The sequence below is a fragment of the Streptomyces vilmorinianum genome, assembly GCF_005517195.1.
GTDB classification, from domain to species: domain Bacteria; phylum Actinomycetota; class Actinomycetes; order Streptomycetales; family Streptomycetaceae; genus Streptomyces; species Streptomyces vilmorinianum.
The window spans coordinates 3,004,058-3,029,095 of record NZ_CP040244.1; the positions used below are offsets into that span (position 1 = coordinate 3,004,058).

General features: G+C 71.4%; 21 protein-coding genes. 7 read left to right on the forward strand and 14 right to left on the reverse strand.

Annotated elements, in window-relative coordinates; all coding sequences use genetic code 11:
- Positions 1-35: 35 nt before the first annotated feature.
- A complete protein-coding gene (locus FDM97_RS14105; RefSeq protein WP_137990759.1) occupies positions 36-1,640 on the forward strand; it encodes a peptide-N4-asparagine amidase in 1,605 nt (534 codons plus the stop codon).
- A 71-nt stretch (positions 1,641-1,711) separates the two neighbouring features.
- On the opposite strand, the gene FDM97_RS14110 is transcribed toward FDM97_RS14105, so the two are convergent.
- From FDM97_RS14110 to FDM97_RS14120, 3 genes are all read right to left on the reverse strand, one after another.
- Positions 1,712-3,145, reverse strand: coding sequence for a Gfo/Idh/MocA family protein (locus tag FDM97_RS14110; protein WP_137990760.1), 1,434 nt, complete (start codon positions 3,143-3,145; stop codon positions 1,712-1,714).
- Positions 3,146-3,400: 255 nt separating this feature from the next.
- Positions 3,401-6,337, reverse strand: a complete 2,937-nt coding sequence (locus FDM97_RS14115) for an FAD-binding and (Fe-S)-binding domain-containing protein (RefSeq protein WP_137990761.1) — start codon at positions 6,335-6,337, stop codon at positions 3,401-3,403.
- A 37-nt stretch (positions 6,338-6,374) separates the two neighbouring features.
- Positions 6,375-6,818 carry a MarR family winged helix-turn-helix transcriptional regulator gene (locus FDM97_RS14120; protein ID WP_137990762.1) on the reverse strand — a complete coding sequence of 148 codons (444 nt, stop codon included), beginning with the start codon at positions 6,816-6,818 and terminating at the stop codon, positions 6,375-6,377.
- Between the two features lie 109 nt (positions 6,819-6,927).
- Between FDM97_RS14120 and FDM97_RS14125 the strand changes: the two genes are divergently transcribed.
- Entirely contained in the window at positions 6,928-8,763 is a 1,836-nt protein-coding gene (locus FDM97_RS14125) for an ABC transporter ATP-binding protein (RefSeq protein WP_137990763.1), read from the forward strand.
- A gap of 329 nt (positions 8,764-9,092) precedes the next feature.
- Positions 9,093-9,956 carry an endolytic transglycosylase MltG gene (mltG, locus tag FDM97_RS14130; protein ID WP_137990764.1) on the forward strand — a complete coding sequence of 288 codons (864 nt, stop codon included), beginning with the start codon at positions 9,093-9,095 and terminating at the stop codon, positions 9,954-9,956.
- A gap of 8 nt (positions 9,957-9,964) precedes the next feature.
- Here mltG and FDM97_RS14135 read toward each other — a convergent pair whose 3' ends face one another.
- A complete protein-coding gene (locus FDM97_RS14135) occupies positions 9,965-11,053 on the reverse strand; it encodes an NAD(P)-binding domain-containing protein (protein WP_254705581.1) in 1,089 nt (362 codons plus the stop codon).
- Between the two features lie 88 nt (positions 11,054-11,141).
- On the opposite strand from FDM97_RS14135, the gene FDM97_RS14140 reads away from it, so the two are divergent.
- A complete protein-coding gene (locus FDM97_RS14140) occupies positions 11,142-11,561 on the forward strand; it encodes a secondary thiamine-phosphate synthase enzyme YjbQ (protein WP_137990765.1) in 420 nt (139 codons plus the stop codon).
- On the opposite strand, the gene FDM97_RS14145 is transcribed toward FDM97_RS14140, so the two are convergent.
- Genes FDM97_RS14145 through FDM97_RS14160 form a run of 4 tightly spaced genes read right to left on the reverse strand, consistent with a single transcriptional unit; the run spans position 11,534 to position 17,401 of the window.
- A complete protein-coding gene (locus tag FDM97_RS14145) occupies positions 11,534-13,678 on the reverse strand; it encodes an acetoacetate--CoA ligase (protein ID WP_137990766.1) in 2,145 nt (714 codons plus the stop codon). The genes FDM97_RS14140 and FDM97_RS14145 overlap by 28 nt on opposite strands.
- Complete coding sequence (gene mhpA, locus FDM97_RS14150; protein ID WP_137990767.1) at positions 13,675-15,324, reverse strand: bifunctional 3-(3-hydroxy-phenyl)propionate/3-hydroxycinnamic acid hydroxylase MhpA; 1,650 nt, start codon at positions 15,322-15,324, stop codon at positions 13,675-13,677. Before mhpA ends, FDM97_RS14145 begins: the two co-directional genes overlap by 4 nt.
- Entirely contained in the window at positions 15,321-16,259 is a 939-nt protein-coding gene (locus FDM97_RS14155; RefSeq protein WP_137990768.1) for a fumarylacetoacetate hydrolase family protein, read from the reverse strand. The genes mhpA and FDM97_RS14155 overlap by 4 nt, the downstream gene beginning before the upstream one ends.
- Complete coding sequence (locus FDM97_RS14160) at positions 16,256-17,401, reverse strand: VOC family protein (protein ID WP_137990769.1); 1,146 nt, start codon at positions 17,399-17,401, stop codon at positions 16,256-16,258. Before FDM97_RS14160 ends, FDM97_RS14155 begins: the two co-directional genes overlap by 4 nt.
- Before the next feature lie 137 nt (positions 17,402-17,538).
- Between FDM97_RS14160 and FDM97_RS14165 the strand changes: the two genes are divergently transcribed.
- Entirely contained in the window at positions 17,539-18,174 is a 636-nt protein-coding gene (locus FDM97_RS14165; RefSeq protein WP_137990770.1) for a TetR/AcrR family transcriptional regulator, read from the forward strand.
- An 11-nt stretch (positions 18,175-18,185) separates the two neighbouring features.
- Here the strand turns inward: FDM97_RS14165 and FDM97_RS14170 are convergent, their stop codons facing one another.
- Both FDM97_RS14170 and FDM97_RS14175 read right to left on the reverse strand, forming a co-directional pair.
- A complete protein-coding gene (locus FDM97_RS14170) occupies positions 18,186-19,160 on the reverse strand; it encodes an expansin EXLX1 family cellulose-binding protein (RefSeq protein WP_137990771.1) in 975 nt (324 codons plus the stop codon).
- Between the two features lie 146 nt (positions 19,161-19,306).
- The gene (locus tag FDM97_RS14175) at positions 19,307-20,209 is read right to left on the reverse strand and encodes a zinc-binding dehydrogenase (protein WP_254705583.1); all 903 of its coding nucleotides are present in this window, start codon (positions 20,207-20,209) and stop codon (positions 19,307-19,309) included.
- Between FDM97_RS14175 and FDM97_RS14180 the strand changes: the two genes are divergently transcribed.
- Positions 20,200-20,487, forward strand: coding sequence for a TetR-like C-terminal domain-containing protein (locus FDM97_RS14180; RefSeq protein ID WP_254705917.1), 288 nt, complete (start codon positions 20,200-20,202; stop codon positions 20,485-20,487). The two genes, FDM97_RS14175 and FDM97_RS14180, sit on opposite strands and share 10 nt — an antisense overlap.
- A gap of 127 nt (positions 20,488-20,614) precedes the next feature.
- Here FDM97_RS14180 and FDM97_RS14185 read toward each other — a convergent pair whose 3' ends face one another.
- The 4 genes from FDM97_RS14185 to FDM97_RS14200 all read right to left on the reverse strand — a co-directional run bounded on the left by FDM97_RS14185 (position 20,615) and on the right by FDM97_RS14200 (position 24,170).
- Complete coding sequence (locus tag FDM97_RS14185; protein ID WP_137990773.1) at positions 20,615-21,007, reverse strand: hypothetical protein; 393 nt, start codon at positions 21,005-21,007, stop codon at positions 20,615-20,617.
- Positions 21,008-21,125: 118 nt separating this feature from the next.
- Positions 21,126-21,923, reverse strand: coding sequence for a class I SAM-dependent methyltransferase (locus tag FDM97_RS14190; RefSeq protein WP_137990774.1), 798 nt, complete (start codon positions 21,921-21,923; stop codon positions 21,126-21,128).
- Positions 21,913-23,508, reverse strand: coding sequence for a radical SAM protein (locus tag FDM97_RS14195; RefSeq protein WP_137990775.1), 1,596 nt, complete (start codon positions 23,506-23,508; stop codon positions 21,913-21,915). Before FDM97_RS14195 ends, FDM97_RS14190 begins: the two co-directional genes overlap by 11 nt.
- Positions 23,509-23,600: 92 nt before the next feature.
- The gene (locus FDM97_RS14200; RefSeq protein ID WP_137990776.1) at positions 23,601-24,170 is read right to left on the reverse strand and encodes an SRPBCC family protein; all 570 of its coding nucleotides are present in this window, start codon (positions 24,168-24,170) and stop codon (positions 23,601-23,603) included.
- Between the two features lie 147 nt (positions 24,171-24,317).
- Between FDM97_RS14200 and FDM97_RS14205 the strand changes: the two genes are divergently transcribed.
- On the forward strand, positions 24,318-25,001 hold the full coding sequence (locus FDM97_RS14205; RefSeq protein WP_254705584.1) for a CDP-alcohol phosphatidyltransferase family protein: 684 nt from the start codon (positions 24,318-24,320) through the stop codon (positions 24,999-25,001).
- Positions 25,002-25,038 lie beyond the last annotated feature (37 nt).

The following is a 25,038-nucleotide window of genomic DNA, read 5'->3' on the forward strand; positions in this document are numbered from 1 at the left end:
GACGCCCCGGACCCCCCGCGCTTCACTCCCGTCCCATGAGACAGCAGAAGATCATGAGCATGATCGGAGGCCTCGTGCTGGCCGCCGGCGCGCTGCTCACCGCCCACCCGGTGGCCGCGCAGGCTCCGTACGACACGCCCCCGCCCGAGTTCACCAGCGACTGGCACGACCCGGTGACGGCCGCGCCGCCCGTCGCCCGGCCCGGCACGCGCTCCTGCGAAGTGACCCTCGCCGAGGCCCGGTTCCGCGACTTCACGCCGTATAAAGGGAGTTACGCACCTCCGAAGGAGTGCGGCACCCGCTGGAACAAGGTCGTGCTCCGGCTCGAAGGGGCCGTGAAGGGGCGCCAGTACGACCGGCTCGGCTACCTCACGGTGGGCGGCGTGGAGATCTTCCGCACCTCGACGCCCCAGCCCTCGCCCGACGGCATCAGCTGGTCGGTCGAGAAGGACGTCACCCGCTACCGCGACACCCTCAGCCGCCCGCAGTCTGTCGAGATGCTCATCGGCAATGTCGTGAACGAGACGTACACGGGCGTCTTCGACGTGCGGGTCACGCTCACCTTCTACACGGCGCAGGGGCAGGTGAGGCCCGCCGCGAACACGCCCGACCGGGTGATACCGCTCGTCTCCCCGAGCCTGACCACTCCGCGCAACACCGAACGCGTCCTCGCCGAGGTGTACGCCACCGGCTCCGGCGGCGGCTGTGAGGAGTACTGGTACCTGACCGTGCCCGACGCGGCCCCGTACTCCTGCAAGGCGACCGACGGTCCCTACCGCGAGGTGCGGATCTCCGTCGACGGACAGCTCGCGGGAATCGCCGCCCCGTTCCCCACGGTGTGGACGGGCGGCTGGTCCAACCCCTTCCTCTGGTACGTCACCCCCGGCCCGCGCGCCTTCGACATCCAGCCGATCGTCTACGACCTGACCCCCTTCGCCGGGCTCCTCAACGACGGCCGCGCCCACCGGGTCGAGGTGTCCGTGGCCGGCGTCCCGGCCGGACAGGCCGGCTGGAGCACCCCCACCAACCTCCTGCTCTGGCAGGACGAGGGCAGCTCCGTGGTCACGGGGTCCCTCGACCGCCACGAGGCGACGGCGCCGCGCAACTCCTCGGTGTACATGGCGGGTTCGGAGCACCGACTGGACACCGAAGGTGCCCACGCGCTCACCGTCGCCGGCCATCTGAACACCTCGCACGGCCGCGTCGACACCACCGTCACCCGGACGCTCGGGCACACCTCCGTCCACCGCTGGTCCGAGGGCGAGAACCCGGACGCACTCACGGCGCGGTGGACCGACGACGAGACCGTGACCGTCGGCCGTACGAGCACCCGCACCCACCGCACGTACGCCATGGACGGCGAGACGACGGTCGGCCCCGACAACCGGCTGCGGACCGTGCTCGCGCTCGGCGACCGCGCCGACACCGTCGTCGTACGGTCCGGCACGCGGCTGTCCTGGTCGCACCTCGACAACAGCTACACCGGCGACGCCACCTACACCACCGGGGTGCCCCGCGATCAGCGCCACGCGGTCGGCACGACGGCCGAGCGCTACCGGCTCCACGGCTCCGGGGGCTGCTACGACCGGACCCTGAGGACGGCCCAGGGCACGGTCACGGAGGACCGTCTGCGCTGCTGACGTCGCGGAGGACGACGGAGGACGACGGAGGACGGCGGAGGTGGGGGCCCGGTGCCGGGCCCCCACTCCGCTCAGGCCGGCTTGGCCGAGTCCACGCCCGACCGGGTCTTCTTCCACTCACCGCGGGTGAAGTCCGGGATCGCCTGCGGCGCGCCCTTCGCCTTGATCGAGGCATGGCTGAGCGGCACCGGGGCCGTCCAGGTCGCCGCGTCGTACACGTCGAAGTCGGGGACGAGCCCGAGGCGCATGCACTGCATCAACCGGAAGATCATGATGTAGTCCATCCCGCCGTGCCCGCCCGGCGGATTGGCGTGCTCCTTCCAGAGCCAGTGGTCGAACTCGGTGGCGTACGCGGCGAAGTCCCCCCACTGATGTCCCTGGTGGTCCGGCTCCAGGTAGATACGGGCCGGGTAGTCCTCGAACACCCCCCGCGTGCCGCCCAGACTGTTGATCCGGCTGTAGGGGTGCGGCGTCGAGACGTCGTGCTCCAGACGGATGAGGCGGCCCTTCGCCGTCTGGACGAGACTGATCGTCCGGTCGCTCTCGATGTACGTCTCCTTCCAGCTCGGGTCGCCCGGGGGCATCTTCTCGGCCCGGTACTGGGCAAGGCCGAGCGCGGGCGTCCCGAAGCTGCTGATGCTCGTCACCCGGTCACCGCGGTTGACGTCCATGTAGTTGGCGACCGGTCCGAAGCCGTGGTTCGGGTAGAGGTCGCCCCGCAGCCGGGTGTGCCAGAGCCGGCGCCAGGGACCTTCGTAGTACGTGGGAGAGAACATCAGCTCGCGCAGATCGTGGTTGTACGCCCCCGCGCCGTGCAGCAGATCGCCGAACTTGCCCGCGTGCGCCATCCGCAGGACCCGCATCTCGTTACGGCCGTAACAGCAGTTCTCGAGCTGCATGCAGTGGCGGCGGGTCTGCTCGGAGAGGTCGACCAGCTCCCACAGGTCCTCCATCCGCATCGCGACGGGACACTCGACGCCGACGTGCTTGCCGTTCAGCATCGCCGCCCGCGCCATCTCGAAGTGGACCTCCCAGGGGGTGGCCACATAGACGAAGTCGAGGTCGGAGCGCTTGCAGAGGTTCTCGTAGTCGTCCTCGCCGTGGGTGTACACGGCGGGGGAGGGCTGCCCGGCGGCGACGACCTTGGCGGCGGCCCGCTCCGTCTTCGCCTTCACGGGGTCGCACAGCGCGACCACCCGCACCCCGGGGAGGGTGAGGAAGAGGTCGATCATGCTGGCGCCCCGGTTGCCGAGGCCGACGATCCCGACGCGCACGGTGGAGCGTCCCTCGAAGGGGATGCCGGCCATGGTGGCGCCTCTGCGCGGGGGTGTCCCGGTGGTGTCGTCCGCCGTGACGGCTGTGACGGCAGCCTCGGCCGCCTCGGGCGCGGCGGCTTCGGCCGGGCCGGCGCCCACGGCGCCGATGCCGATGCCCGCTCCCGCGACACCGGCCGTGGTCCGCAGGACGGAGCGGCGACTCGGCGTCCGCGGTGCGTTGTCGTTCATGGAACCTCCAGTAGCTGAGTGCACGGCTGGCTCATGAATCCCGCTCAGGACCCTGGCCGTTGAGACTGGTGGTACGCAAGGGCGCGGATTGGACTCTTGCGACGGGTGGTTGGACTCTTCCATTCCGGATCACCGGAGCATGCAAACGACGAGGGCCGCTCACCCACATGGGGTAAGGGGCCCTCGTGTCACGAAGGGTGCCGGGGTCTCAGGGACGGGCGAGTCCCCTCACGTGCGGGCGGTCCCGCGGAGGCGTCAGGGACGCGTCGCGCGCTCCAGGGCCAGGAGCACGGACTGATAGCTCCGGCCTGTCGCCCGGTCCATGCCGATCTCGCACATCCGGTTCGCCGACAGATGCACGTCGAAGGGGCGCTCCGTCACCTGGGCCGCCTCGCGCGCGGTGGCCGAGGCCGTCAGCTCCGGGTGCAGCATGCCCCGGTCGCCGGCGAAGGCGCAGCAGCCCGCGTCGTCGGGCACGACGACCTCCTCGGCGCACGCCCGGGCCAGCGCCGTCAGTTGTTCCTCGTCGCCCAAGTGGCGCATGGAACAGGTCGGGTGCACCACCGCCGAGCCCACCGTGCGGCGCACCTCGAGCCGGGGCAGCAGCTCGTCCGCGGCCCATACCAGCGAGTCGAGCACGGTCAGCTCCGCGTGCAACTCGCGGTTGTCGTCGGTGAGATACGGCACGACCTCGTGCGCGATCCCCAGGGTGCACGAGGAGGCGTCGACCACCAGCGGGAGCCGCCCGCCCGCCGTCCAGCCCCAGGCCGCCTCCACGATCCGGTTGGCCATGACCTCGTTGCCGCGCTCGTACCCCTTGGAGTGCCAGATCGTCGCGCAGCACGTACCGGCCACGTCGTCCGGGATCCACACCGGCCTGCCCGCCCGGCCGGAGAGCGCCACCACCGCCTCGGGGAGCGAAGGACCCCGCAGGCCCTCAGGCCCGCCGAAGATACGGTTCACACAGGCCGGGTAGTAGACGGCGACGGCCGCCGGGCGGTGGGTCCGGGGCAGCCGCCGGGCCGCCGCGCCCGGGACCTCCGGCAGCCACTCCGGTACGAGATCGGGCCGCACCGCCTTGCGGGCCAGGCCCGTCACCGACTCCAGGAGCCGGTCGCCGACCCGGTCGCCGATCCGGTGGGCCGCGGCGACCGCGAGACGGGCCGAGGCTTCCACCGCGCGGAAGTTCCTGGCCGTGAGCGCCGCGAGGCGCTCCTCGCGCCGGGAGTGCCGCCGATGGCGGAAGTCCCTCATCATCGCCCCGGTGTCGATCCCGACCGGGCAGGCCAGCCTGCACGTGGAGTCTCCGGCGCAGGTGTCCACGGCGTCGTAGCCGTACGACTGCAGCAGGCTCGCCTCGACCGGGGAGCCGTCGCTCTGCCGCATCATCTCCCGGCGCAGCACGATGCGCTGGCGCGGAGTGGTCGTCAGATCGTGGCTGGGACAGGTCGGTTCGCAGAAGCCGCACTCGATGCACGGGTCGGCGACCGCCTCCACCCTCGGAATCGTCTTCAGACCGCGCAGATGGGCCTGCGGGTCGCGGTCGAGGACGATCCGCGGGGCGAGCACCCCCTCGGGGTCGATGACCTCCTTGATCCGCCACATCAGCTCGGTCGCCTTCGGCCCCCACTCCAGCTCCAGGAACGGGGCGATGTTGCGGCCGGTGGCGTGCTCGGCCTTGAGCGAGCCGTCGAACCGCTCCACGGTCAGCTTGCAGAACTCGTCCATGAAGGCGGCGTACCGCTCCACGTCGGAGGGGTCGGCCGCGTCGAAGGCGAGGAGGAAGTGCAGATTGCCATGGGCGGCGTGACCGGCCACGGCCGCGTCGAAGCCGTGCCGGGACTGCAGATCGAGCAGGTCGGCGCAGGCCTCGGCGAGCCGGGCCGGCGGCACGGCGAAGTCCTCGGTGATCAGCGTCGTGCCCGAGGGGCGCGAGCCGCCGACGGCGGTCACGAACGCCTTGCGGGCCTTCCAGTACCCGGCGATCGTCCCCGGATCACGCGTGAAGGCGTTGGCCACCGAGGCGACGGGGGCGACCAGCTCCAGATCGTCCAGGACCTCGGCGGCGGCCTGTTCGTACGCCTCCTGCGTGGCCGTGTCCGGCGCACGGAACTCCACGAGCAGCGCAGCCGTCTCCCTGGGCAGCTCCGCCCAGTCGGCGGGCACCCCGGCGACGCTGACCGAGGCGCGCAGGGTGTTGCCGTCCATCAGCTCGACGGCGATCGCCCCCGCGTCGTTGAAGCGCGGCACGGCGGCGGCCGCCGCCGGCAGCGAGGGGAAGAACAGCAGCGCGGTGGAGACCCGCCGGTCCAGGGGCAGGGTGTCGAAGACGACCTCGGAGATGAAGCCGAACGTGCCCTCCGAGCCGACCATCAGCCCGCGCAGGATCTCCACGGGCGTCGCCCCGTCGAGGAAGGCGTCCAGGCGGTAGCCGTTGGTGTTCTTGAGGGCGTACTTGGCGCGGACGCGGCGGACCAGTTCCTCGTCGGCCTCGATCTCGGCCTTGATCGCCAGCAGCCCCTCGCACAGGCGTGGCTCGGCGCGGGCGAGCTCCGCGTCGGCGGTCGGGTCGCCGGTGTCGACGACGGTGCCGCTCGGCAGGACGAAGGTGAGGGAGGCGACGGTCCGGTAGGAGTTCCGGGTCGTCCCGGCGGTCATGCCCGAGGCGTTGTTGGCGACGACCCCGCCGATCGTGCAGGCGACGGCGCTGGCCGGGTCGGGTCCGAGGACCCGGCCGTGCCGGGCGAGGGCGGCATTGGCCCGTACGACGGTGGTGCCGGGGCGGATCCGGGCGCGGGCGCCGTCGTCCAGGACCTCGACGCCCACCCAGTGCCTGCGGACGTCGACGAGGATGTCCTCCCCCTGCGCCTGCCCGTTCAGGCTGGTCCCGGCCGCCCGGAACACCACCTCGCGGCCCTTGCCGCGCGCGTACGACAGGACCGCGGAGATGTCGTCGACGTCCTCCGCGACCACGACGACCTGCGGGACGAACCGGTAGGGACTGGCGTCGGAGGCGTACCGCACCAGGTCGGAGATCTTCGAGAGGACCTTCTCGGGGCCGAGGAGCGCCGCCAGCTCCTCCCGCAGTCTGCGTGGTGTGCCGCGGGACTGCAGGTCGGGGACCCGGTCGGGGGCCGGACTCCGCTTCGTACCGGGACGCAGGGCCTGCGGGTTCGGCTCCAGCAGTGGCATGTCACGGCTCCCCTCGGCGCTCCCCGCGCCCCGTCGGTCAGCAGCGGCGCTCCGGCACGTGGTCGACCAGAGCGGACAGCAGACCTCCGAGCACGTCGCGCTGATCGACGGTCAATGGAGCAAGGATGTCCTCTGCGGCCGCCCGACGCGCGCTCCGCAACGCGCGCAGGGTGGCGCGGCCCGTGTCGGTGAGCTCGATCCGGACCACCCTGCGGTTGCTCGGATCGGCGACACGGCGCACCCGGCCGGAGGCCTCAAGGCCGTCCACGAGGCTGGTCACGGCCCGGGGGACGACTTCGAGCCGCTCGGCGAGATCGGCCATCCGGGGCGGGTGGTCGTAGTGCGCGACGGTGCGCAGCAGCCGGGACTGCGCGGGGGTGATGCCGACCGGCTCCAGATGCTGCTTCTGGATGCGGTGCAGTCGTCGGGTGAGGCGCAGCAGCTGCTCGGCGAGGAGGCCGTCGGCGTCGGGGGTGCTCATGAGGGAACATTATCAGGACTATGTTCATTGTGAGCATAGGTAACAATGAGCTATGCTCTGATCTGCTCGACTGATCTCATGTCCTGCCTCTCACCCCTCGTAGGAGCCCATGCGTCCCCACGAAGAGTCCACATGGACACCTCCCGCGCGTGATCCCGCGCAGCCGAAGGAGCCCGCGCAGATGCGGCGCATCCTGCGGCTCTTCCGTCCCTACCGCGGGCGCCTCGCCGTCGTCGGCCTGCTGGTCGGTGCCTCGTCCCTGGTGTCGGTCGCCTCGCCGTTCCTGCTCAAGGAGATCCTCGACACCGCGATCCCGCAGGGCCGCACGGGACTGCTGAGCCTGCTCGTCCTCGGCATGATCGCCACCGCCGTGATGACCAGCGTCTTCGGCGTACTCCAGACTCTGATCTCCACCACCGTCGGCCAGCGGGTGATGCACGACCTGCGCACCGCGGTCTACGCCCAGCTGCAGCGGATGCCGCTCGCCTTCTTCACCCGCACCCGCACCGGCGAGGTCCAGTCCCGGATCGCCAACGACATCGGCGGCATGCAGGCGACGGTCACCTCGACCGCCACCTCCCTCGTCTCCAACCTCACCGCCGTCGTCGCCACCGTCGTCGCGATGCTCGCGCTGGACTGGCGGCTCACCGTCGTCTCGCTGCTCCTGCTGCCCGTCTTCGTCTGGATCAGCCGCCGCGTCGGCCGCGAGCGCAAGAAGATCACCACGCAGCGCCAGAAGCAGATGGCCGTCATGGCCGCGACCGTCACCGAGTCGCTCTCCGTCAGCGGCATCCTGCTCGGCCGCACGATGGGCCGCGCCGACTCGCTCACCACGTCCTTCGCCGAGGAGTCCGAGCGCCTCGTCGACCTCGAAGTGCGCTCCTCCATGGCCGGACGGTGGCGGATGTCCACCATCGGCATCGTCATGGCGGCCATGCCCGCGCTGATCTACTGGGCCGCCGGCCTCTCCCTCCAGGCGGGAGGCCCGGCCATCTCGCTGGGCACCCTCGTCGCCTTCGTCTCGCTTCAGCAGGGCCTGTTCCGGCCCGCCGTGAGCCTGCTCTCCACCGGCGTCCAGATCCAGACCTCCCTCGCGCTCTTCCAGCGCATCTTCGAGTACCTCGACCTCCCCGTCGACATCACCGAGTCCGAGGACCCCGTCCGTCTGGAGAAGATCAGCGGCGAGGTGGCGTTCGAGAACGTCGACTTCCGCTACGACCGCGAGGCGCCCGGCCGGGCGACCCTCGACTCCATCGACGTGACCGTCCCGGCCGGCGCCAGCCTCGCCGTCGTCGGGCCCACCGGATCCGGCAAGTCCACCCTCAGCTATCTGGTGCCCCGGCTCTACGACGTGACCGGCGGCCGCGTGCTGCTCGACGGCGTCGACGTGCGCGACCTCGACTTCGACACCCTGGCCCGGGCCGTCGGCGTGGTCTCGCAGGAGACGTATCTCTTCCACGCCTCCGTCGCCGACAACCTCCGCTTCGCCAAGCCCGACGCCACGGACGAGGAGATCGAGGCGGCGGCCCGCGCCGCCCAGATCCACGACCACATCGCCTCGCTGCCCGAGGGGTACGACACCCTGGTCGGCGAGCGCGGCTACCGCTTCTCGGGCGGGGAGAAGCAGCGCCTGGCGATCGCCCGCACGATCCTGCGCGACCCGCCCGTGCTCATCCTCGACGAGGCGACCAGCGCGCTGGACACCCGTACGGAACACGCGGTCCAGCAGGCCATCGACGCCCTCTCCGCCGGACGTACCACCATCACCATCGCCCACCGGCTCTCCACCGTCCGGGACGCGGACCAGATCGTCGTACTCGAAGCCGGCCGGATCGCCGAGCGGGGCACGCACGAGGAGCTCCTGGCGCGGGATGGCCGGTACGCGGCCCTGGTGCGCCGTGACGAACACACGAACGCGGGAGCGGTTGTTCCCCAGAACGTGTGATCGTCCCTGTTTTCGTTGCTCGACTCCCTTGTGGCGACTGATGATTACGGTGCGCAAGCGACGGGCTGCAGACCGCGACTGCGCAGTCCCACACATGTACCTGTACGAGGAGAAGCACCACCATGAACGTGATCACCAACCTGCTCGCCGGCGTCTTCCACTTCCTGGGCTGGCTCGTCTGACGCTCGCTCGTCCGACGCCTGATCGTCCGAGACGGGCAGTGCGCGGCGCCGCCGGTCCCCCGTCCCAGGGGACCGGCGGCGCCGCCGCATGACCGACGTGTGTGCGGGCTCCGCGGTTTCGCGGGCGGACCGGGTTAGCGTGCGGCCATGACGTACCGGTCCTGGCAGCCCGAACACCGTCGCCGCCGACCCCGGCTCACCCGCCGGGGCAAACTCGCGCTGCTCGTCGGCGCGGCCTTCGCGGTGGCGGCGGCGATCACCGTGCCGCTGCTGCTCCTCGACGAGGACAAGCCGAAGCCCACCCCCGAGAAGCTGCGGACCCTGGTGATCCCGGAGGGCTGGCGGGCGGCCCAGGTGTACGCGGCCGTCGACCGCTCCCTCGGCCTCGCCGAAGGCACCACCCGCGGTGCCGCGGCCGCCCGGGCCGCCACGCTCACGCTTCCCGCGGCCGCCGGCGGAAACCCCGAGGGCTATCTCTTCCCGGCGACGTACCCCGTGGCGTCCTCGACCACCCCCGAGAGCCTGCTGCGCTACATGGTCGACACGGCGGGCAAGCGCTTCGGCACCGATCACATCGGCGCGGGCGCCCAGCGCCACGGCCTGAGCGTGCACCAGACGGTGATCATCGCCAGCATCGTGCAGGCCGAGGCCGACACCGCCGAGGACATGGGCAAGGTCGCCCGGGTCGTCCACAACCGCCTCGCCCGGGGCATGGCCCTCCAGATGGACTCGACGCTCAACTACGCCCTGGGCCGTTCCACCGTGGACACCACCCACGAGGACACCAGGATCGACAGCCCGTACAACACGTACGAACGCACCGGGCTGCCGCCCACCCCGATCGGCAACCCGGGCGATCAGGCGATGACGGCGTCGATCGAACCGGCGAAGGGCGACTGGCTGTACTTCGTGACCGTGCGGCCGGGGGACACCCGCTTCACCGCCGACTACGCGGAACACCAGGCGAACGTCGCCGAGTTCAACGCGAACCGGCGCGCGGCGCGAGGCTGACGGCCGATTCAGCGGCTCGCCGCGGGCTCCAGGTCGAGCAGCCGACGGATCTCGGTGACGGCCGCGCGCCCGGCCCGGTTGGCGCCGATCGTGGAGGCCGACGGGCCGTACCCGACCAGATGGACGCGCTCGTCCCGCACCGCGCGCGTGCCCTCGACGCGGATGCCGCCGCCCTGCTCGCGCAGCCTGAGCGGGGCGAGGTGGTCGATCGCGGCACGGAAACCGGTGGCCCAGAGGATCACGTCCGCGTCCACCGTCCGTCCGTCGGCCCAGGCCACCCCGGTCGGGGTGATGCGGTCGAACATGGGGTTGCGGTCCAGGACGCCGCGCTCGCGGGCGCCGCGGATCGCGTCGGTGAGCGGCAGGCCGGTGACCGAGACGACACTCTGCGGCGGAAGCCCGCGCCGTACGCGCTCCTCGACCATCGCGACGGCCGCCCGGCCCTCCCTCTCGCCGAAAGGCCCCTCACGGAAGACGGGCTCGCGCCGCGTCACCCAGGTCGTCTCCGCCGCGACCTCGGCGATCTCCATCAGATGCTGGGTCCCGGAGGCGCCGCCGCCGACCACGACGACCCTTCGACCCGCGAACTCCTCGGGGCCGGGGTAGTTAGCGGTGTGCAGCTGGCGGCCGCGGAAGGTCTCCTGGCCCTGGTAGCGGGGCCAGAAGGGACGGTCCCAGGTGCCGGTCGCGTTGATCAGGGCACGGGTGGCGTACGTACCCTCCGAGGTCTCGACGCGCAGGCGCCCGCGCTCGCCCTCACGGACGGCGCTCACCTCGACGGGCCGGTGGACGCGCAGGTCGAAGCGGTCCTCGTACGTCGTGAAGTACTCGCCGATCACGTCGGAGGACGGCCGGCGATCGTCGGCCCCGGTCAGCTCCATCCCGGGCAGGGCGTGCATGCCGTGGACCCTGCCGTAGGTGAGCGAGGGCCAGCGGAACTGCCAGGCGCCGCCGGGACGCGGGGCATGATCGAGCACGACGAAGTCCCGGTCCGGCTCGAGGCCGGAGCGTCGCAGATGGTAGGCGGCCGAGAGGCCCGCCTGACCGGCGCCGATCACCACGACGTCGATGTCCCGTACCGCCACGAAATCGTTCACGATTCCACTAACGGCGGCGGGTGCGGGGATCTTCCCGCGACGGGCGTGGATGCGTTCGATCCCGTACGACGAGAGGCAGGATGACCTCATGTCGACCTTCACGACCCGCGTCCTCACGCTCACCACCGGCGCCACCGAGACCGTCACCGACCTGACCTCGGCCTGCACGGACTTCCTGAGCCAGGCGGCCCAGGGCCGCGACGGCCTCCTCCACCTCTTCGTCCCCCACGCCACGGCGGGCCTGGCCATCCTCGAAACGGGCTCCGGCAGCGACGCCGACCTCCTGGCCGCCCTCCACCACCTCCTCCCGGCCGACGACCGCTGGCAACACCGCCACGGCTCCCCGGGCCACGGCCGCGACCACGTCCTCCCGGCCCTGGTGCCACCACACGCGACGGTGCCGGTGCTCGGGGGCCGGCTGGAGCTGGGGACGTGGCAGTCGATCTGCCTGGTCGACACGAACAAGGACAACCCGGAGCGTCAGGTGCGGTTGAGCTTCCTGGGCTGATCAGGGGGACCAGGATCGACCTCGGAGTGGCTGCCGCGCTGGTCATGCCGACAGGCCACTCGTGCTTCGGTGTGCGGATGGTCTGGTACCGGGGCGGGCTGCCCACGGTGTGCCGCGCGCTTGCTCCGTGCCGCGCCCAGCTGGGCGTAGAAGTCGATGAGTTCGGGGTTGTCGACCGCCGCGGGGTCGAGGATCTGCTCGGCGGGGATGCCCTGGAGCAGGCGCTTGACCGGGACTTCGAGCTTCTTGCCGGTCCTCGTGTGCGGGATGGCCGGCACGGAGAGGATCTCGTCGGGGACGTGGCGGGGTGAGGCGCCGGCGCGGATCGCGTCGCGGATCCGGTGCCGCAGGGCGTCGTCCAGGGTGATGCCGGGCGCCGGGACGACGAACAAGGGCATCCAGTAGCCGCCGTCCGGCTCCTCCGCTCCGATGACAAGGGCCTCGGCGATCTCGGGAAAGCGTTCGACGATCTCGTGGATGTCGGCGCTGCCGAGGCGTACGCCGTTGCGGTTGAGGGTGGCGTCGGAGCGGCCGTGGACGATCAGCGAGCCGTGGGAGGTGAGGGTGATCCAGTCGCCGTGGCGCCACACGCCGGGGTAGGCCCCGAAGTAGGCGTCGTGGTAGCGGCTGCCCTGGGGGTCGTTCCAGAAGTACAGCGGCATGGACGGCATGGGCCTGGTGATGACCAGTTCGCCGACCCGGTCGATGACCGGGAAGCCCTCGGCGTCGTAGGCGGCGAGCGCCACGCCCAGGTTGGGGGCGGAGAGCTCCCCCGCCCGGACCGGGGTCGTGGGGGCGCTGCCGGCGAAGGCGGAGACGACGTCCGTGCCGCCGCTGGTGGAGGCCAGGAGGACGCCGGCGCCCACGTGGTCACGGACCCAGGGGTAGGCGGAGGCGGGCAGAGTCGATCCGGTGGAGCCGATGACGCGGATGGCCGAGAGGTCGTGCGCGGAGAGGTCGATGCCCAGCTTGGCCATGGCCAGCAGATACTGGGGGCTGGTACCGAAGACGGTGACCTTGTGGCGGTCCGCGAGCTGCCACAGGATGTCCGGTCGCGCGAGCGGCGCCGGACTGCCGTCGTAGGTGCAGGTGGTCGCGCCGGTGAGCAGGGTGGAGACGACCAGGTTCCACATCATCCAGTGGGTGGTGGTGTACCACAGCAGGCGGTCCCCGAGGCCCAGATCGGTGTGCAGGCCGAGGGTCTTGAGGTGTTCGAGCAGGACGCCGCCGTGGCCGTGGACGATGCCCTTGGGCGGGCCCGTGGTGCCGGAGGAGAAGACGACCCACAGGGGATGGTCGAACGGTACGGGGGCGAAGCCGAGGTGCTCGGTGCGGGCCGCCGCGTCCTCCCAGGGAACCGTCAGCCCTGCGTGCCGGGCCTCGGGCCAGCCAAGGCCCACGTGCTCCACGAGAATCGTGGCCTTCAGCGTCGACAGCGCGTCGGCCAGTTCGAGCGAAGCGGCACGGCGGTCGTGTGTGGTGCCGTTGAAGAGATAGCCGTCCGCGGTGATGAGGACGGTGGGCCGGATCTGGGTGAATCGGTCGGCGGCGGCCTTGGGGGCGTAGTCCTGGCCGCACACCGACCACACCGCGCCCAGGCTGACGGTGGCGAGGAAGGCGATGATCGCGTGCGGGGTGTTGGGCAGGTAGCCCACCACCCGGTCGCCCTGTCCGACACCCAGCTCGCGCAGGGTGGCCGCGACGGAGGCGACCTGGTCGCGCAGCTGCCGACCCGTGATCTCGTAGCCGGATCCCGTCTCGTCCAAAGCGGTGATCGCGGGAGCGTCCGGCCGCAGGTCGCGCAGCGCGTGGTGGGCGTAGTTCAGGGTGGCGCCGGGAAACCAGCGGGCGCCCGGCATGGTCTCCTCGGCCAGCACCCGCTCGTACGGCGTCGCCGCGTCGACGCCGAAGTACTCCCACACCGCGGCCCAGAATCCTTCCAGGTCGGTGACCGACCAGCGGTACAGGGCCTGGTAGTCGGTGGGGTCCTGGACGCCTTCTGCGCCCTGGTGCCGGGCCGCCCATCGGGCGAAGTCGGCGATGCGGCTGCCGGCGGCCGCCTCCGGGTCGGGAGTGAAGAAGGGTTCCGGATACGGCGTGGCGTGCGGGATGCTCATCGTGTGGTGCTCCTCGGCAGGGGTGAGGGCAGGCCCTCGGCGGGGCGGCGGGCCGTGTGCAGCAGCAGGGCCCAGGCGGCGGTGTCGGAGAAGTCGCCGGTGCCGGCGGGGACCGTGTCCAGCACGACGCGATCGGGACGCAGCAGGACGGCATCCGCCCGGCCGCGTGCCAGCCAGGCGGCAAGGGTGCCGTCGTCGCCCAGGTCGTCCACGCGGATCACGCGTGCGCCGATCGACGTGGCCACGGCCGTCACCCGCGGGGTGGGTGGCACGGTGGTCAGGACGGCGAAGGAATCCCCGAGGACGTCATCCAGACGCACGCGTCTGCCGTCGACGACCACCCAGGGCTGCGGGCACGAGGTGCCGGCAAGCACGTGGCCGACCAGGCGTGGGCGGCGCCGTACCAGTGGACCGGCGGCCAGGGCGGGGCTGAGGTCGCGGCTCACTGTCGCTGTCACGCCTGGGATGCGGCAGGCAGCGCCCACGACGGCCCTGCGGATCGCCGCGGCGCGGTCCTGTCCGCCGGTCATGGCCCAGCCGACGACGACCGCGATGCGGATCAGGTGGCGGGCGTGCGGCTTGCGTTCGCGCTCGTAGGTGTCCAACAGTGCTTCGTCCGCGCCCTGTTGGAGAACGCGGGCCAGTTTCCAGGTGAGGTTGTGGGCGTCGCGCAGGCCCGCGCACAGCCCCTGCCCGACGAAAGGCGGGGTGAGGTGAGCCGCGTCGCCCAGCAGGAAGACACGACCCCGGCGCCACCGGTCGGCCAGGCGGGCCCGGAAGGTGTACTGCGCCTGCCGGATCACCTCGAAGTCGCCGCCCGACGCGGCATCACGCGGCAGGTCCACCCAGGGGGCGACCAGCTCGCGCAGGCGCTCCAGCCCCTCCGGGCCGTCCAGGGGCTCGTGGCCGGCCAGCCGGAACTCCCAGCGGTAGCGGTCCTCGCCGATGCGCATGAAGGTGGCCGGCCGGGTCGGGCAGCATATCTGCTCTGCGCCTTCCCAGGTGGACACGCGGCGGCTGGTGCGCACGTCGACGACTCGCCAGCTCTCCTCGAAGTGCAGGTCCTCCCATACGGCGCCGATGGCGTCGCGGGTGAGACCGCCCGCGCCGTCGCAGCCGAGGACGGCATCGGCCCACAGGTGCTCCACCTCGCCGCTGCCGTTGCCGTCGCTGCCGTCGCGGCGGAAGGCGACCCGGACCGGACCCGTCGAACCGTTCGGTCCGTCGGTGTCCTGGGTGACGGACACGACCTCCACGCCGCCCCGCAGCTCGCACTCGGGACGCCGCGCCAGAGCTGCGCGGAGCAGGCGTTCCAGCTCGGGCTGGTCGAACATGCTGGTCTGCGGAAAGCCGTGGTGCCCGTGAGCCGAGCGCGGGAACTCGGCGATCACGCGGCGCCGGGCGTCCAGGAGCCGCAGCCCGCGCGCCGGGCGCGCGAGGGCGGCGAACTCCTCGTGGACGCCGACGCTCTGCAGGATCCGACGGATCTCGTCGTCCACGGCGACGGCACGCGGCAGAGGGTAGACGTCCCGGTGGCGTTCCAGGACGATGCTGCGCACTCCGTGGCGGGCGAGCAGGAGGGCGGCCGTGACTCCCACGGGCCCCGCCCCGATGATCACCACCGGTATCCGGGACGCGGCGCTCACGTCGCGTCCGTCACAGGGGTCTGCTGCTCGCCGAGGTCGATCCGTCCGTCCGGCGTGGCGATCGTCGCGGTGATGAGGTCGCCCTCGCGCAGGTAACGGGGGTTCTTGGCCTGGCCGTTGAAGAACGCCTTCCACTTCAGCGCGGGCGGCAGCAACGCCCCGATCTTCTCGACCGGCTTGGGCGGGGCCTTCAGGGCCGTGCCGCCGGGGGTACCGGTCAGCAGCAGGTCGCCCGGATCCAGGGTCTGGAAGCGGGCGAGCAGGGTGAGCGCCTGCGCGGGCCGTACGATCATGTCGGCGAGCGTGCGGTCCTGGCGCGGTTCGCCGTTGACCGACAGCCTCAGCCGCAGGTCGAGCAGATGAGCGAAGTCCTCGGGCTCCAGCAGGGCCAGGTAGGGCCCCGTCGGTGTGAAGGTCGGGTAGGACTTGCTCTCGTAGAACTGGGTCTTGGTCAGCTGGACGTCCCGGGCGCTGACGTCGTTGGTGAGGACGAGTCCGGCGACGTACCGCGGCAGGTCCCGCTCCTCGACGACGGTGCCCACGGGCAGGGGGGCGCCCATGACGAGACCGAGTTCGATTTCGTAGTCGAGGAACTTCACGTGCGCGGGGCGGACGATCGCCTCGTGCGGGCCGCTGACCGAGCCGGACGCCTTGCGGAAGAAGGTCGGCGGGATCTCGCCGGTGAATCCCGAATCGCGGGCGTGGCTGCGGTAGTTCACCATCTGGGCGACCACCCGGCACGGGGTGGTGACCGGAGGAAGCGCCACCAGGTCGGCGACGGGAGTGCCCGGATCCTCGCTCCCCGCGGCCTCTCGTACGGCGGCGCGGTCGGCGAGCAGTTCGGCGGTGGTGACCGCCTTGGTCTGGATGCGGACGGCGCGGTCGTCCCGGACGACCCACCAGCCGTCGGTGGTGCGCAGAACGTTGGTACTCATGAGCTCATCGCTTTCATCAGGCCCAGCAGGCGTGCGGGGTCGAGTTCGTTGTCGCCGCGCAGGGCCGCCATGACCTCGCGGAGCTTGGCGGGGGACGGGTTCGTGCCCAGGAAGTCGCGAGTGACCGGCGGGCCCCACTGGGCCAGGCCGCTCGCCGACATCGACGCCCAGCCAGGCTCGATGTCGCAGGAGAACAGGTCGCCGTCGGCGAAGTGCTCCAGCATGAAGCGGTCGGGGTCGCGCCAGTAGTCGAAGAGCTGGCTGCCCTGGATGTGCCGGCCGATGCCCCAGCTGCGCCGGTAGCCGCGCTCGGCCAGGTACTCACCGCCTCCGGCGATCGCATCGAGGTCGGTGACCTGGTAGGCGGAGTGGACGTAGCCGTTGCCCGGTCCCAGGTGCATGGCCAGCGTGTGGTGGTCCACGGCCAGGCCGCCCTGGTCACAACGGATGAACGCCATGGTCGGCCCGCGCTCGCGCTGTCCGTCCAGGAACAGGAAGTCGCTGACGATCATCCCCAGGGTGTCCAGGTACCAGTCCAGGGCGCGGGCGAACACCCGTGTCTCCAGCACGACGTGGCCGAGCCGCTGGATACGGGACGGCTCACGGGGCGGTCGCTGGGTGGTGTTCGTACGGCGGTGCTCGGTGCCGAAGTTGAGGGACAGAGGCTGCTGCTCGGGTAGCGCGGGCAGCTGTTCGGCACAGTGGGCGACCCGGACCGGGAAGCCCGAGGGGTCGAGCAGGGCGACCGACTGTCCTCCTCCAGGTACGTCGATGTCCCTGACGGCACCGCCGGTGGCGCGGGCCAACCGGTCCAGGTCGCTCCGCTCGGCCGCGCGGAACGCCGGTCCGATGAAGCGGGAGGTGCGCCCGCGCCGGATGACCATGCAGGGGGAGCCCGCGAACGTGCCGCGCAGCCACAGCTCCCGCTCGGTGCGGGCGGCGATCGCGAACCCGAAGTCACGCGCGAACACCTCGGCTCGGTCCAGATCCGGCTTCTCGAACTCCAGCCAGGCCAGGTCGGCCACCTTGATCACGGGATTCCGGGCGCGCCCGGGGTGCTCGCCGCGGAGGGCACCCCGCTCGCTGTGAAGGTCTTGGTGGGGCGTCTGGGGAGCGGCCCTGTCAACGGGGGTGGGGGGCATGGTGTCCTCCAAGCAACACTGCCGTAATGAGGAAATCATCAACTTTGGCGCTTCTCATCGTCAATAGCTTGAAGCCAGAGAATTGATAAATCCATCAGTCATGGGGGACTCATCGTCACGGTTGCTAGACTGGCCGTATGCCGACGTCAGCCCCGCCCAAGAACCGCTTCGAGCGACGCCGCGCCGAGACCCGTCTCGCGCTCGTCCGTGCGGCCCGGCGGATCCTCGCGGAGACGGGCGACACCAGTGCCAGCATCCAGGCGATCGCCGAGCGCGCGGACGTGGGTTTCGGCTCCTTCTACAACCACTTCGAGTCGAAGACGGAGCTGTTCGACGCCGCCGTGGCGGACGCCCTCGAGGAGTTCGGGCAGGTCATCGACGAGCGCGTACGAGGGATCGAGGACCCGGCCGAGCTCGTCGCGGCGGGCTTCCGGCTGACCGCCCAGATGGCCGACTCCCACCCGGAACTCCTGCGGATCCTGCGCGATCGCGGTCTGGCCCACATTCACTCCGAGGGGGGCCTCGCCCCACGAGCGCTGCGCGACCTGGAGATCGGCATCGCCTCGGGCCGCTTCACCTGCACCAGCGCGACCATCGCCCTGTCCGCCGTGGGCGGGACCCTGATGTCCCTCGTCGCACTGCGGCTGGCCCACCCCGACCTCGACGGTGACGAGGCCGCCGCCGACCTGGCCGAGATGGTCCTGCGCATGCTCGGCGTCCCCGCGCAGGACGCCCACGAGGTCACCCGGCGTCCGCTGCCCCAGCTCGGCTGAGCTTCTTGGGCTCAGTGCCGGACGAACTGGACCTGGGTCGGTTGCACGACGTTCGGACGCAGCGCGATCCCGTCGACCGTCAGTCGTTCGCCGTAGATGTCGGTGATCCTGATCGCACCGCCGCACCCGCTGCCGTCGGCGGAGAGGAAGTAGTTGTAGTCGGTACGGGGCAACGGCCGCCAGCCGTTGCTGCCGCGGACCTCAAGCCGCGCCAGCGGATTGCGGTGGCCGATCGCCTGGATGCCGCACCAATAGGGGCTGGACCCGACCTTGTACCGGATGGAGATCGTGTCGGACGTGCGCGGGCTCAGCAGGCTCCAGGTGATCGGGATCCTGCCGAGCTTGGGGTCGACGAGCTTGGCGAAGGCCTGTTCGCTGAGGTCGAGTTGCCCGGGCGCGCAGGGCAGGGGGCATTCGTTGGTGATCCGGACCGTGACGGAGTTGCCGTTCGCCGCGCGGACGAGCACGTACGCGCCGCACGCCCTGGACGACTCGTAGTCGGTGGTGTTCATCGCCGCGATCATCATGCTGTCGCTCGGGCCGAACAGACAGGAGCCGTCGCCGTTCCCGGCCTCGTAGACGGTGGCGACTCCCTGGTAGGTGGTCCCGGGCTGAATCCGTCCGGCCGCCGGCGCCGCGGCGGGTGTCGTCCGGGGCGCCTTGGTGGCCGACGGCCGCGCCGCCGTGGTGGACGCACCGGCCGTCGGGGCCAGGGTCCCCGTCGCATCCGGGCCGCCTGTCGGGGTGGGGCTCCCGTTCAGTGGCGGAGTGCCGGTCGGCGGTTCGGTCGGGGCGCTCACCTGGGTACTGGCGCCGGGCGCGACCGCGACCGACGCGGCGCCGGTCTCGCGGTCGGGGGCCGAGGCCATGACCAGGCAGGCGATGACGCCCGCAGCGGCAAGCGCCACCGCGGCGCCCGCCCCTAGCCTCTGCCTCTGCCTCTGCCTGCGTCTGCGCCGCCGCGCGGCCTGCCTCGCTGTCATCATGCCTGTCCGTTCGGAAGATCGATTCGACGGTGTACTCCTCAGTGGCCACAGGAGGCACAAAGGTTGCCGACGACTTCACCGAGAACGAGCACCGGCGCCCACTCACCCCTGCCCGAGGTGACTCAGGGATGACTCCTCAGCAGTCGTCAGGGGACGAGGACGAGGACGAGACGGATCGGGTCGCCGACCTTGTGCTCAAGCCGGTTGACCGCATCGGCGGCATCCGCCAGCGGGATGTGGTCGGTGATGGACGGGGCCAGGTCGAGGCGGCCGGCCGCGGCCAGCCGCACCAGCTCGGTGACGGACTCCGGAGTGCCGCCGTAGTGCCCGCGTACCTGCTTGCCCAGGTAGTTGAAGGTCAGGCCCTCGGTGATGGTCAGCGGCGTCGGTGTGATGCCCACCAGGATCAGGGCACCGCCCTGACCGAGCACGGACGCGGCCTGCTCGCGGACGGCGGGCACGCCGGCGCAGTCGAAGGCGAAGTCCAGACCCCGTTCGCCGGTCGCCGCGCGGACGTGGTCGGCGAAGTCGGGGGCCGTCGGGTAGCGGGCGACGTCCGCGCCGAAGGCCAGAGCGCGCGACCGGGCGCCGGGCAGTGGGTCGATGGCGATGACCGGCGCGGCGCCGACCAGGCGGGCCAGGCGCACGTTGTGCGCGCCCACACCACCCACGCCCCAGACGCCGACGGCCTGGGCGGGGCGCACGCCGGCGGTGGTGACGACGGCGGCGTAGGGGGTGGAGACCGCGTCGGGGATGGGGATGAGGGTGTCCTCGCGGGCGAGGGTGTACTGGGCCCAGCCGCCGTCGTAGTCGATTCCGGCGGTGAGCATCTGGGTGCAGGGGCGGCGGCGCACGCAGCCGGCGCACCGGCCGCAGGTCTTGCCGGCCTCCAGGGTCACGCGGGTGCCGACGGTCAGGCCCCGCTTGAGGTCGGGGCCAAGCGTGTGGATCACACCGGAGACCTCGTGGCCGACGGTGACCGTGTCGGAGGTGGCGAACTGCGGGACGAGAGAGCCGTCGATCAGGTGGACGTCCGCTGCTGCGGGCACTCGGCGGCGCGACGCAGGCCCGTCCTGAACTGGCTGACGCCGTGTACGAGAGCATGGTCGAGCCCGAGCTGGAGACGATGCGCGCGGTGATCGACCGCGCCGTCGAGCGTGGCGAGGTGACGGCGAAGAACCTGGCACTCGGTTTCCTGCCCCACCTCATCGCCGGGGCGACCCTCGCCCGACCGGTCGTCGACCGCGCCGAAGCGGACCCCGAGTTCCTCAGCCGCTACGTGGACGACGTGGTCCTGCCGACGCTGCTGAGCCCTGAAGTCCCCTGAACCCGCGGGGCCGAATCATCGGGTGGCACACCTGAGTCGGGCTTGGCCTCGCGACAGTTCGCCGACCCGGTGGAAGACGTTGTAGCCGAGGCCGGTTTCCGGGTATGTGCTGTCTGGGGCGGGTCCTTCAGACCCGTGCTCGTCGCCGAGCGGCCTGGTCGCTCGCGAGGAGTGCCTCGTTGATGAGGCGGACACCCCGGGCCAGGCGGCTCAGCTGGTCCAGTTCGACGGCGTACAGCCTGATCGTGCTCTCGATCGTGGGGTCGGCCACGCCCAGCGTGGGCAGCTCCGCGCGGCAGGTTTGCATCGCCACCCGCACCGCGCGGATCTCGTGCTCGATCTGCAGCTGGGCGTGCCGGGCCAGGAGAACGGGATGGCGCGTGAGGGTGGTGTAGCCGGCGTACCGGGCCGGCAGGAGGTCCCGCAGCCAGCGGACGGCCGTGCTTTCCCAATCGCGGTTGCCGGGGGTCGTGACCGAGTACGGCCAGTCGGTGCTGATCGGAGCGCGGTGATGGGACATCGTTGTCGCCTTAGGAAGGGGCCTGTTCGGCGGGGTGCGGCCGACACTGAGTAGTAAATAAATATACCGTCGAGTACGCAAGGGCATGAAAAAATTCATGAGGGCGACGTACGCGGCGTCAGATCCCCCCACGCGCCTTCTCCGCCGTCAGCAGCGCGTAGCCGAGCGCGCGGTCCGCCACGGCTGTGCGGGCGGCCGCCAGGGCCGTGGGGGCGGCGGCGAGGTCGATGCCGGTGGCAGTGAGCTTGTACGGGGCGGTCATGCGCAGCAGGGTCAGTCTCGCCTCGATCTGGTCGATCATCCGAAGCATCGCGCCGTCGTGGCGTTCCGTGCGCAGGGTGCGCAGGCCGGCGACGGACAGGATCTCCGCGTACTCCTCCAGCGGGCGGGCGTCGGCGATGCAGGCGATGTGGGCGCCGAGGCCGGTGAGTTCGGGCGGGAGCCGGTCGGGGGCGATGGTGACGTCGGTGATGCCGAGCCGGCCGCCGGGCTTCAGCACCCGGGCGAACTCCGCCGCGGCCTGTGGCTTGTCGGGGAAGGTGCACAGCGCGCACTCGCACACCACGGCGTCGAAGACGCCGTCCGGGTACGGGAGGTGCTCGGCGTCCCCGGTGGTGAACCGGGCCCGGTCGGTGAGTCCGGCCGCTTGGGCGGCGCCTTGGGCGAGGGTGGTGTTCGCCGGCGCGTAATCCACCCCCTCGACCTCGGCGTCGTACACGTCGGCGAGCAGCAGGGCGGTCGTTCCGCGCCCGGAGGCGACGTCCAGGACCCGCGCGCCCGGGGTGAGTGCGAGGGCGTCGGCGAGGCGTCGGGTCAGCGTGGTGCCGCCGGGGTGGTAGGAGTCGCCGAGCAGCAGGGCGACGACGTCGGAGGAGTACGCGGCGGCGCAGCAGGACTTGATCGCGTCACTGTCCATCGCGGGATTCCTCCACGGTCTTGGAGCCGTACGGTGTGGTGGTGAGGCGGCCGGCGAGCGGCAGGGCGTTGGGGACGACGTCGGCGACCGGCACGCCGGACATCTGCGCGCGGATCTGCTCCCGGTAGCCGACGGAGTTGTACGCGCAGAACGGGATGAGGCGCCCGTCGGGCGTGATCTCCTCGACGCAGCACTTCATCAGCTGCTTGACGTTGAGGGTGTAGGGGTCCTGGAAGTCCTGCACCACGATCATGAACGCCCTGTCGTTGAGGTCCTTCACGGCCTCGGGCAGGTCGATGCCGCACGCTCCCCCGTAGCCTTCGGCACGGGAGGTACCCCCAACACAGTCCAGGGCCTCGGCCGTGGCGCGCAGCTTCTCCTCGGTGGTCTCCGTGCCCATGAACGCGGAGGCCGACCACAGCTTCTCCAGGGCCTCGCGGATCCCGGCGTCAGGCATGACCCGGTTGGTGACGTAGTCGAGGTGGTCCTCCACGTTGAGCAGCCGCGGGATGGGCACGACCGTGCGGTTGCCCGGTTCGCCGTCCACAAGCAGGTAGGTGATGGAGCGACAGGTCGGGAAGCAGCACGGCACCGGGAAGAAGTCGCCCTTGTGGAACCACTCCGGCCGCTGGGCGTTGATGAGCCGGATGACGTCGGGGTTGGTGAGCCGGTTCAGCGGGTCGAACTCCACGTGCCGGCCGGAGTGGGTCACCGGCTGGAAGGCCACGGAGCGTACGGCGGGGTGATCGATGCCGTACTCGATGATGTCGCCGAGTTCGTGTTCGTTCAGGCCGCGCTCGACGGCGGCGACGAGGGTGACGGTCAGACCGGCCTCGGCGCAGTTGTCCAGGGCCCGCTGTTTGAACGTACGCAGGTCCCGGCCGCGGATCTCCAGGTGGGTGCGTTCGTCGAAGCCGTCGAACTGGAGGTAGATGTTCACCGACTTGCCCGGCACCTGGTTGCGCTTGCCGAGTTCGGCGACGAACGTGCGGTCGGTGGCCAGGCGGATGCCGTTGGTGTTGAGAGTGACGTTTCTGATCGGGCGGGCCAGGGCGAGGTCGATGAAGTCCAGGACGTGCTTGTGGACAGTGGGCTCTCCGCCGGAGAACATCACCACCTCCGCCTCGCCCTCGCTGGCCACGAAGGTGTCGAGCATCCGCGCGCACTGCTCATGGGTGATCGCGTAGCCGTCCGGCTGATGTCCTGAGTCGGCGAAGCAGATCGGGCAGTCCAGGTTGCAGCCCGTGTTGACCTCGATGATCCCCAGGCACGCGTGCTGCTTGTGCTCCGGGCACAGCCCGCAGTCCGACGGACAGCCGTCCCTCACCTCGGTCTGGAAGACGAGCGGGATCGTGCCGGGCTTGTTGAAACGGGTGGAGGACAGGTACTCCTCGGCGTCCCCGTAGACGAGGGCCTCGAACTCACCGTGACCGCGGCAGCGTTTGCGCAGGTACACCTTGTTGTCGCGGATGTTGACCTGCGCGTCGACCGGTGTCTTGCACATCGGGCAGATCGACTTGGTGAACTCGACGAACACCTCGTCGCGGTCCACCTTGCGCCGTGGCTCGGGGGTGGCCTGGGTCATCCTGGACTCCTCCTGCTCGCGAGTGCGCCACGATCCGCAGCACCATGATCCGAACGCTAGGCCCGGATCGGAGCGGAGAACTGTAAGCGCGCTCACGACAGGGCCGAGCGTCTCTCCGCCTCCTGTCCGACCGCTGCCAGGGACGCCGCGACGGTCGCCTCCCAGCGCGGAGCGACCACGCCGCCCCACCACTGGCCCGCCCGCCACAGGTCCGTGGAGAGCTCACCCTCGTACACCAGCCGGGTTCCCGGCCCCCGCTCGCTGAGCGTGAACGACTCCGTGACGGCGGGCACGGGCCCTCGTACGAGCCGGAAGTCGACCCGCTCCGGCCGGGTGAACCTGACCGTCTCCACCGTCGTCGACGTCAGCCGGCCACCCGCGACCGGGGTGTGATGCGCCGCCAGCACCATGTCGGCACCACGCTCCACCACCTGCACTTTCTCCCGCATCGCCCGCGTGGCCTGCCCCAGATACGGCTGGGCGATCACCTCGAAGACCGTCTCGCGGGGCGCCGCGATGTCGACCGTCTGCGGCCCCAGCGGGCGCGTCCTGCGGCCGATACCCACGTCCAGGGGCAGCGCCCCCGTCACCAGCCCCAGATACCCGGCCACCGCACCCCCTACGGCCCCCACGGCCACCAACCCGCCGGTCACCCATGCCATGCCCGCGTCCTTCCTGCTCGGCCTGTTCCTCCGTCTCGGACCGAGGCTAGGGCGGATGCCCCTGCTGATCGGTGAGCGCGCCCACCTTCGACCACCGTCCGGCCGCATACCGTGAGTACGACCGTCACCCCACGAAGGGACACGGGCGTGGAGTCCGCAGCGAAGTCCGTATCCGAGTACGCCGACAGCCGCGCTGCCACCGATGCCCTCCTGAGCGTCCTGCGGGAAGGCCGCATGTCGCCGCCTGCCCTCGCACGGTTCATGAGCCAGGCCGCCCACAGATCACTACGGCAAGCGGCCGACCGCCCGCGCGCCCTGGCCGAGCTCACCGCCCTGCACGGTCTGCTTCTCGCCCTGGCCGCGGGCAGGCGCCCGGGACGCCGCTGGGTGGCGACCAGCTGGGCGCTCGCCGCACTGCACCTGGGCCTGCTGGAACGGCGCGAACGGCTCACCACCGCCGACACGCTCACCCTCATCCGCGCCAACCTCCCGGCGCTGCCCGGCGGGGCGAGCCGCTGGTCCGGGCTGCTGGCGATCACCCTCGACCTCGCCGACGGCCGCCTGGCGCGCCGTCACGGCACCGCCTCCCCGTTCGGCGACTACGCCGACACGTTCGCCGACGCCGCCTACTGGACCTGGCTCACCCTGGGCCACGAGCCCAGCCGCACCGTACGGGCAGCCGCCGTCGCCGCCTGGGCGCTGCCCGTCGTCACCGTCACGGCGATCGCGCTGCGCGGCGGCGCCATGCCCGAGCGGCCCCGCCCCACCCTGCTCCGGCCGGCCGCCGCCCTGCAGGGTCTCGTCGCGCTACGCCACCTCACCCGCCGCTGACGCTTCGTCCGGGGAGGGCCCACGCCAGGCCCGGCCC

Excerpts from the sequence above, each read along its gene's own strand:
- FDM97_RS14105 (WP_137990759.1), top strand. The coding sequence starts at position 36 with ATGAGACAGCAGAAGATCATGAGCATGATCGGAGGCCTCGTGCTGGCC.
- FDM97_RS14110 (WP_137990760.1), bottom strand. The coding sequence starts at position 3,145 with ATGAACGACAACGCACCGCGGACGCCGAGTCGCCGCTCCGTCCTGCGG.
- FDM97_RS14115 (WP_137990761.1), bottom strand. The coding sequence starts at position 6,337 with ATGCCACTGCTGGAGCCGAACCCGCAGGCCCTGCGTCCCGGTACGAAG.
- FDM97_RS14120 (WP_137990762.1), bottom strand. The coding sequence starts at position 6,818 with ATGAGCACCCCCGACGCCGACGGCCTCCTCGCCGAGCAGCTGCTGCGC.
- FDM97_RS14125 (WP_137990763.1), top strand. The coding sequence starts at position 6,928 with ATGCGTCCCCACGAAGAGTCCACATGGACACCTCCCGCGCGTGATCCC.
- mltG (WP_137990764.1), top strand. The coding sequence starts at position 9,093 with ATGACGTACCGGTCCTGGCAGCCCGAACACCGTCGCCGCCGACCCCGG.
- FDM97_RS14140 (WP_137990765.1), top strand. The coding sequence starts at position 11,142 with ATGTCGACCTTCACGACCCGCGTCCTCACGCTCACCACCGGCGCCACC.
- FDM97_RS14145 (WP_137990766.1), bottom strand. The coding sequence starts at position 13,678 with ATGAGCATCCCGCACGCCACGCCGTATCCGGAACCCTTCTTCACTCCC.
- FDM97_RS14155 (WP_137990768.1), bottom strand. The coding sequence starts at position 16,259 with ATGAGTACCAACGTTCTGCGCACCACCGACGGCTGGTGGGTCGTCCGG.
- FDM97_RS14160 (WP_137990769.1), bottom strand. The coding sequence starts at position 17,401 with ATGCCCCCCACCCCCGTTGACAGGGCCGCTCCCCAGACGCCCCACCAA.
- FDM97_RS14165 (WP_137990770.1), top strand. The coding sequence starts at position 17,539 with ATGCCGACGTCAGCCCCGCCCAAGAACCGCTTCGAGCGACGCCGCGCC.
- FDM97_RS14170 (WP_137990771.1), bottom strand. The coding sequence starts at position 19,160 with ATGATGACAGCGAGGCAGGCCGCGCGGCGGCGCAGACGCAGGCAGAGG.
- FDM97_RS14185 (WP_137990773.1), bottom strand. The coding sequence starts at position 21,007 with ATGTCCCATCACCGCGCTCCGATCAGCACCGACTGGCCGTACTCGGTC.
- FDM97_RS14190 (WP_137990774.1), bottom strand. The coding sequence starts at position 21,923 with ATGGACAGTGACGCGATCAAGTCCTGCTGCGCCGCCGCGTACTCCTCC.
- FDM97_RS14195 (WP_137990775.1), bottom strand. The coding sequence starts at position 23,508 with ATGACCCAGGCCACCCCCGAGCCACGGCGCAAGGTGGACCGCGACGAG.
- FDM97_RS14200 (WP_137990776.1), bottom strand. The coding sequence starts at position 24,170 with ATGGCATGGGTGACCGGCGGGTTGGTGGCCGTGGGGGCCGTAGGGGGT.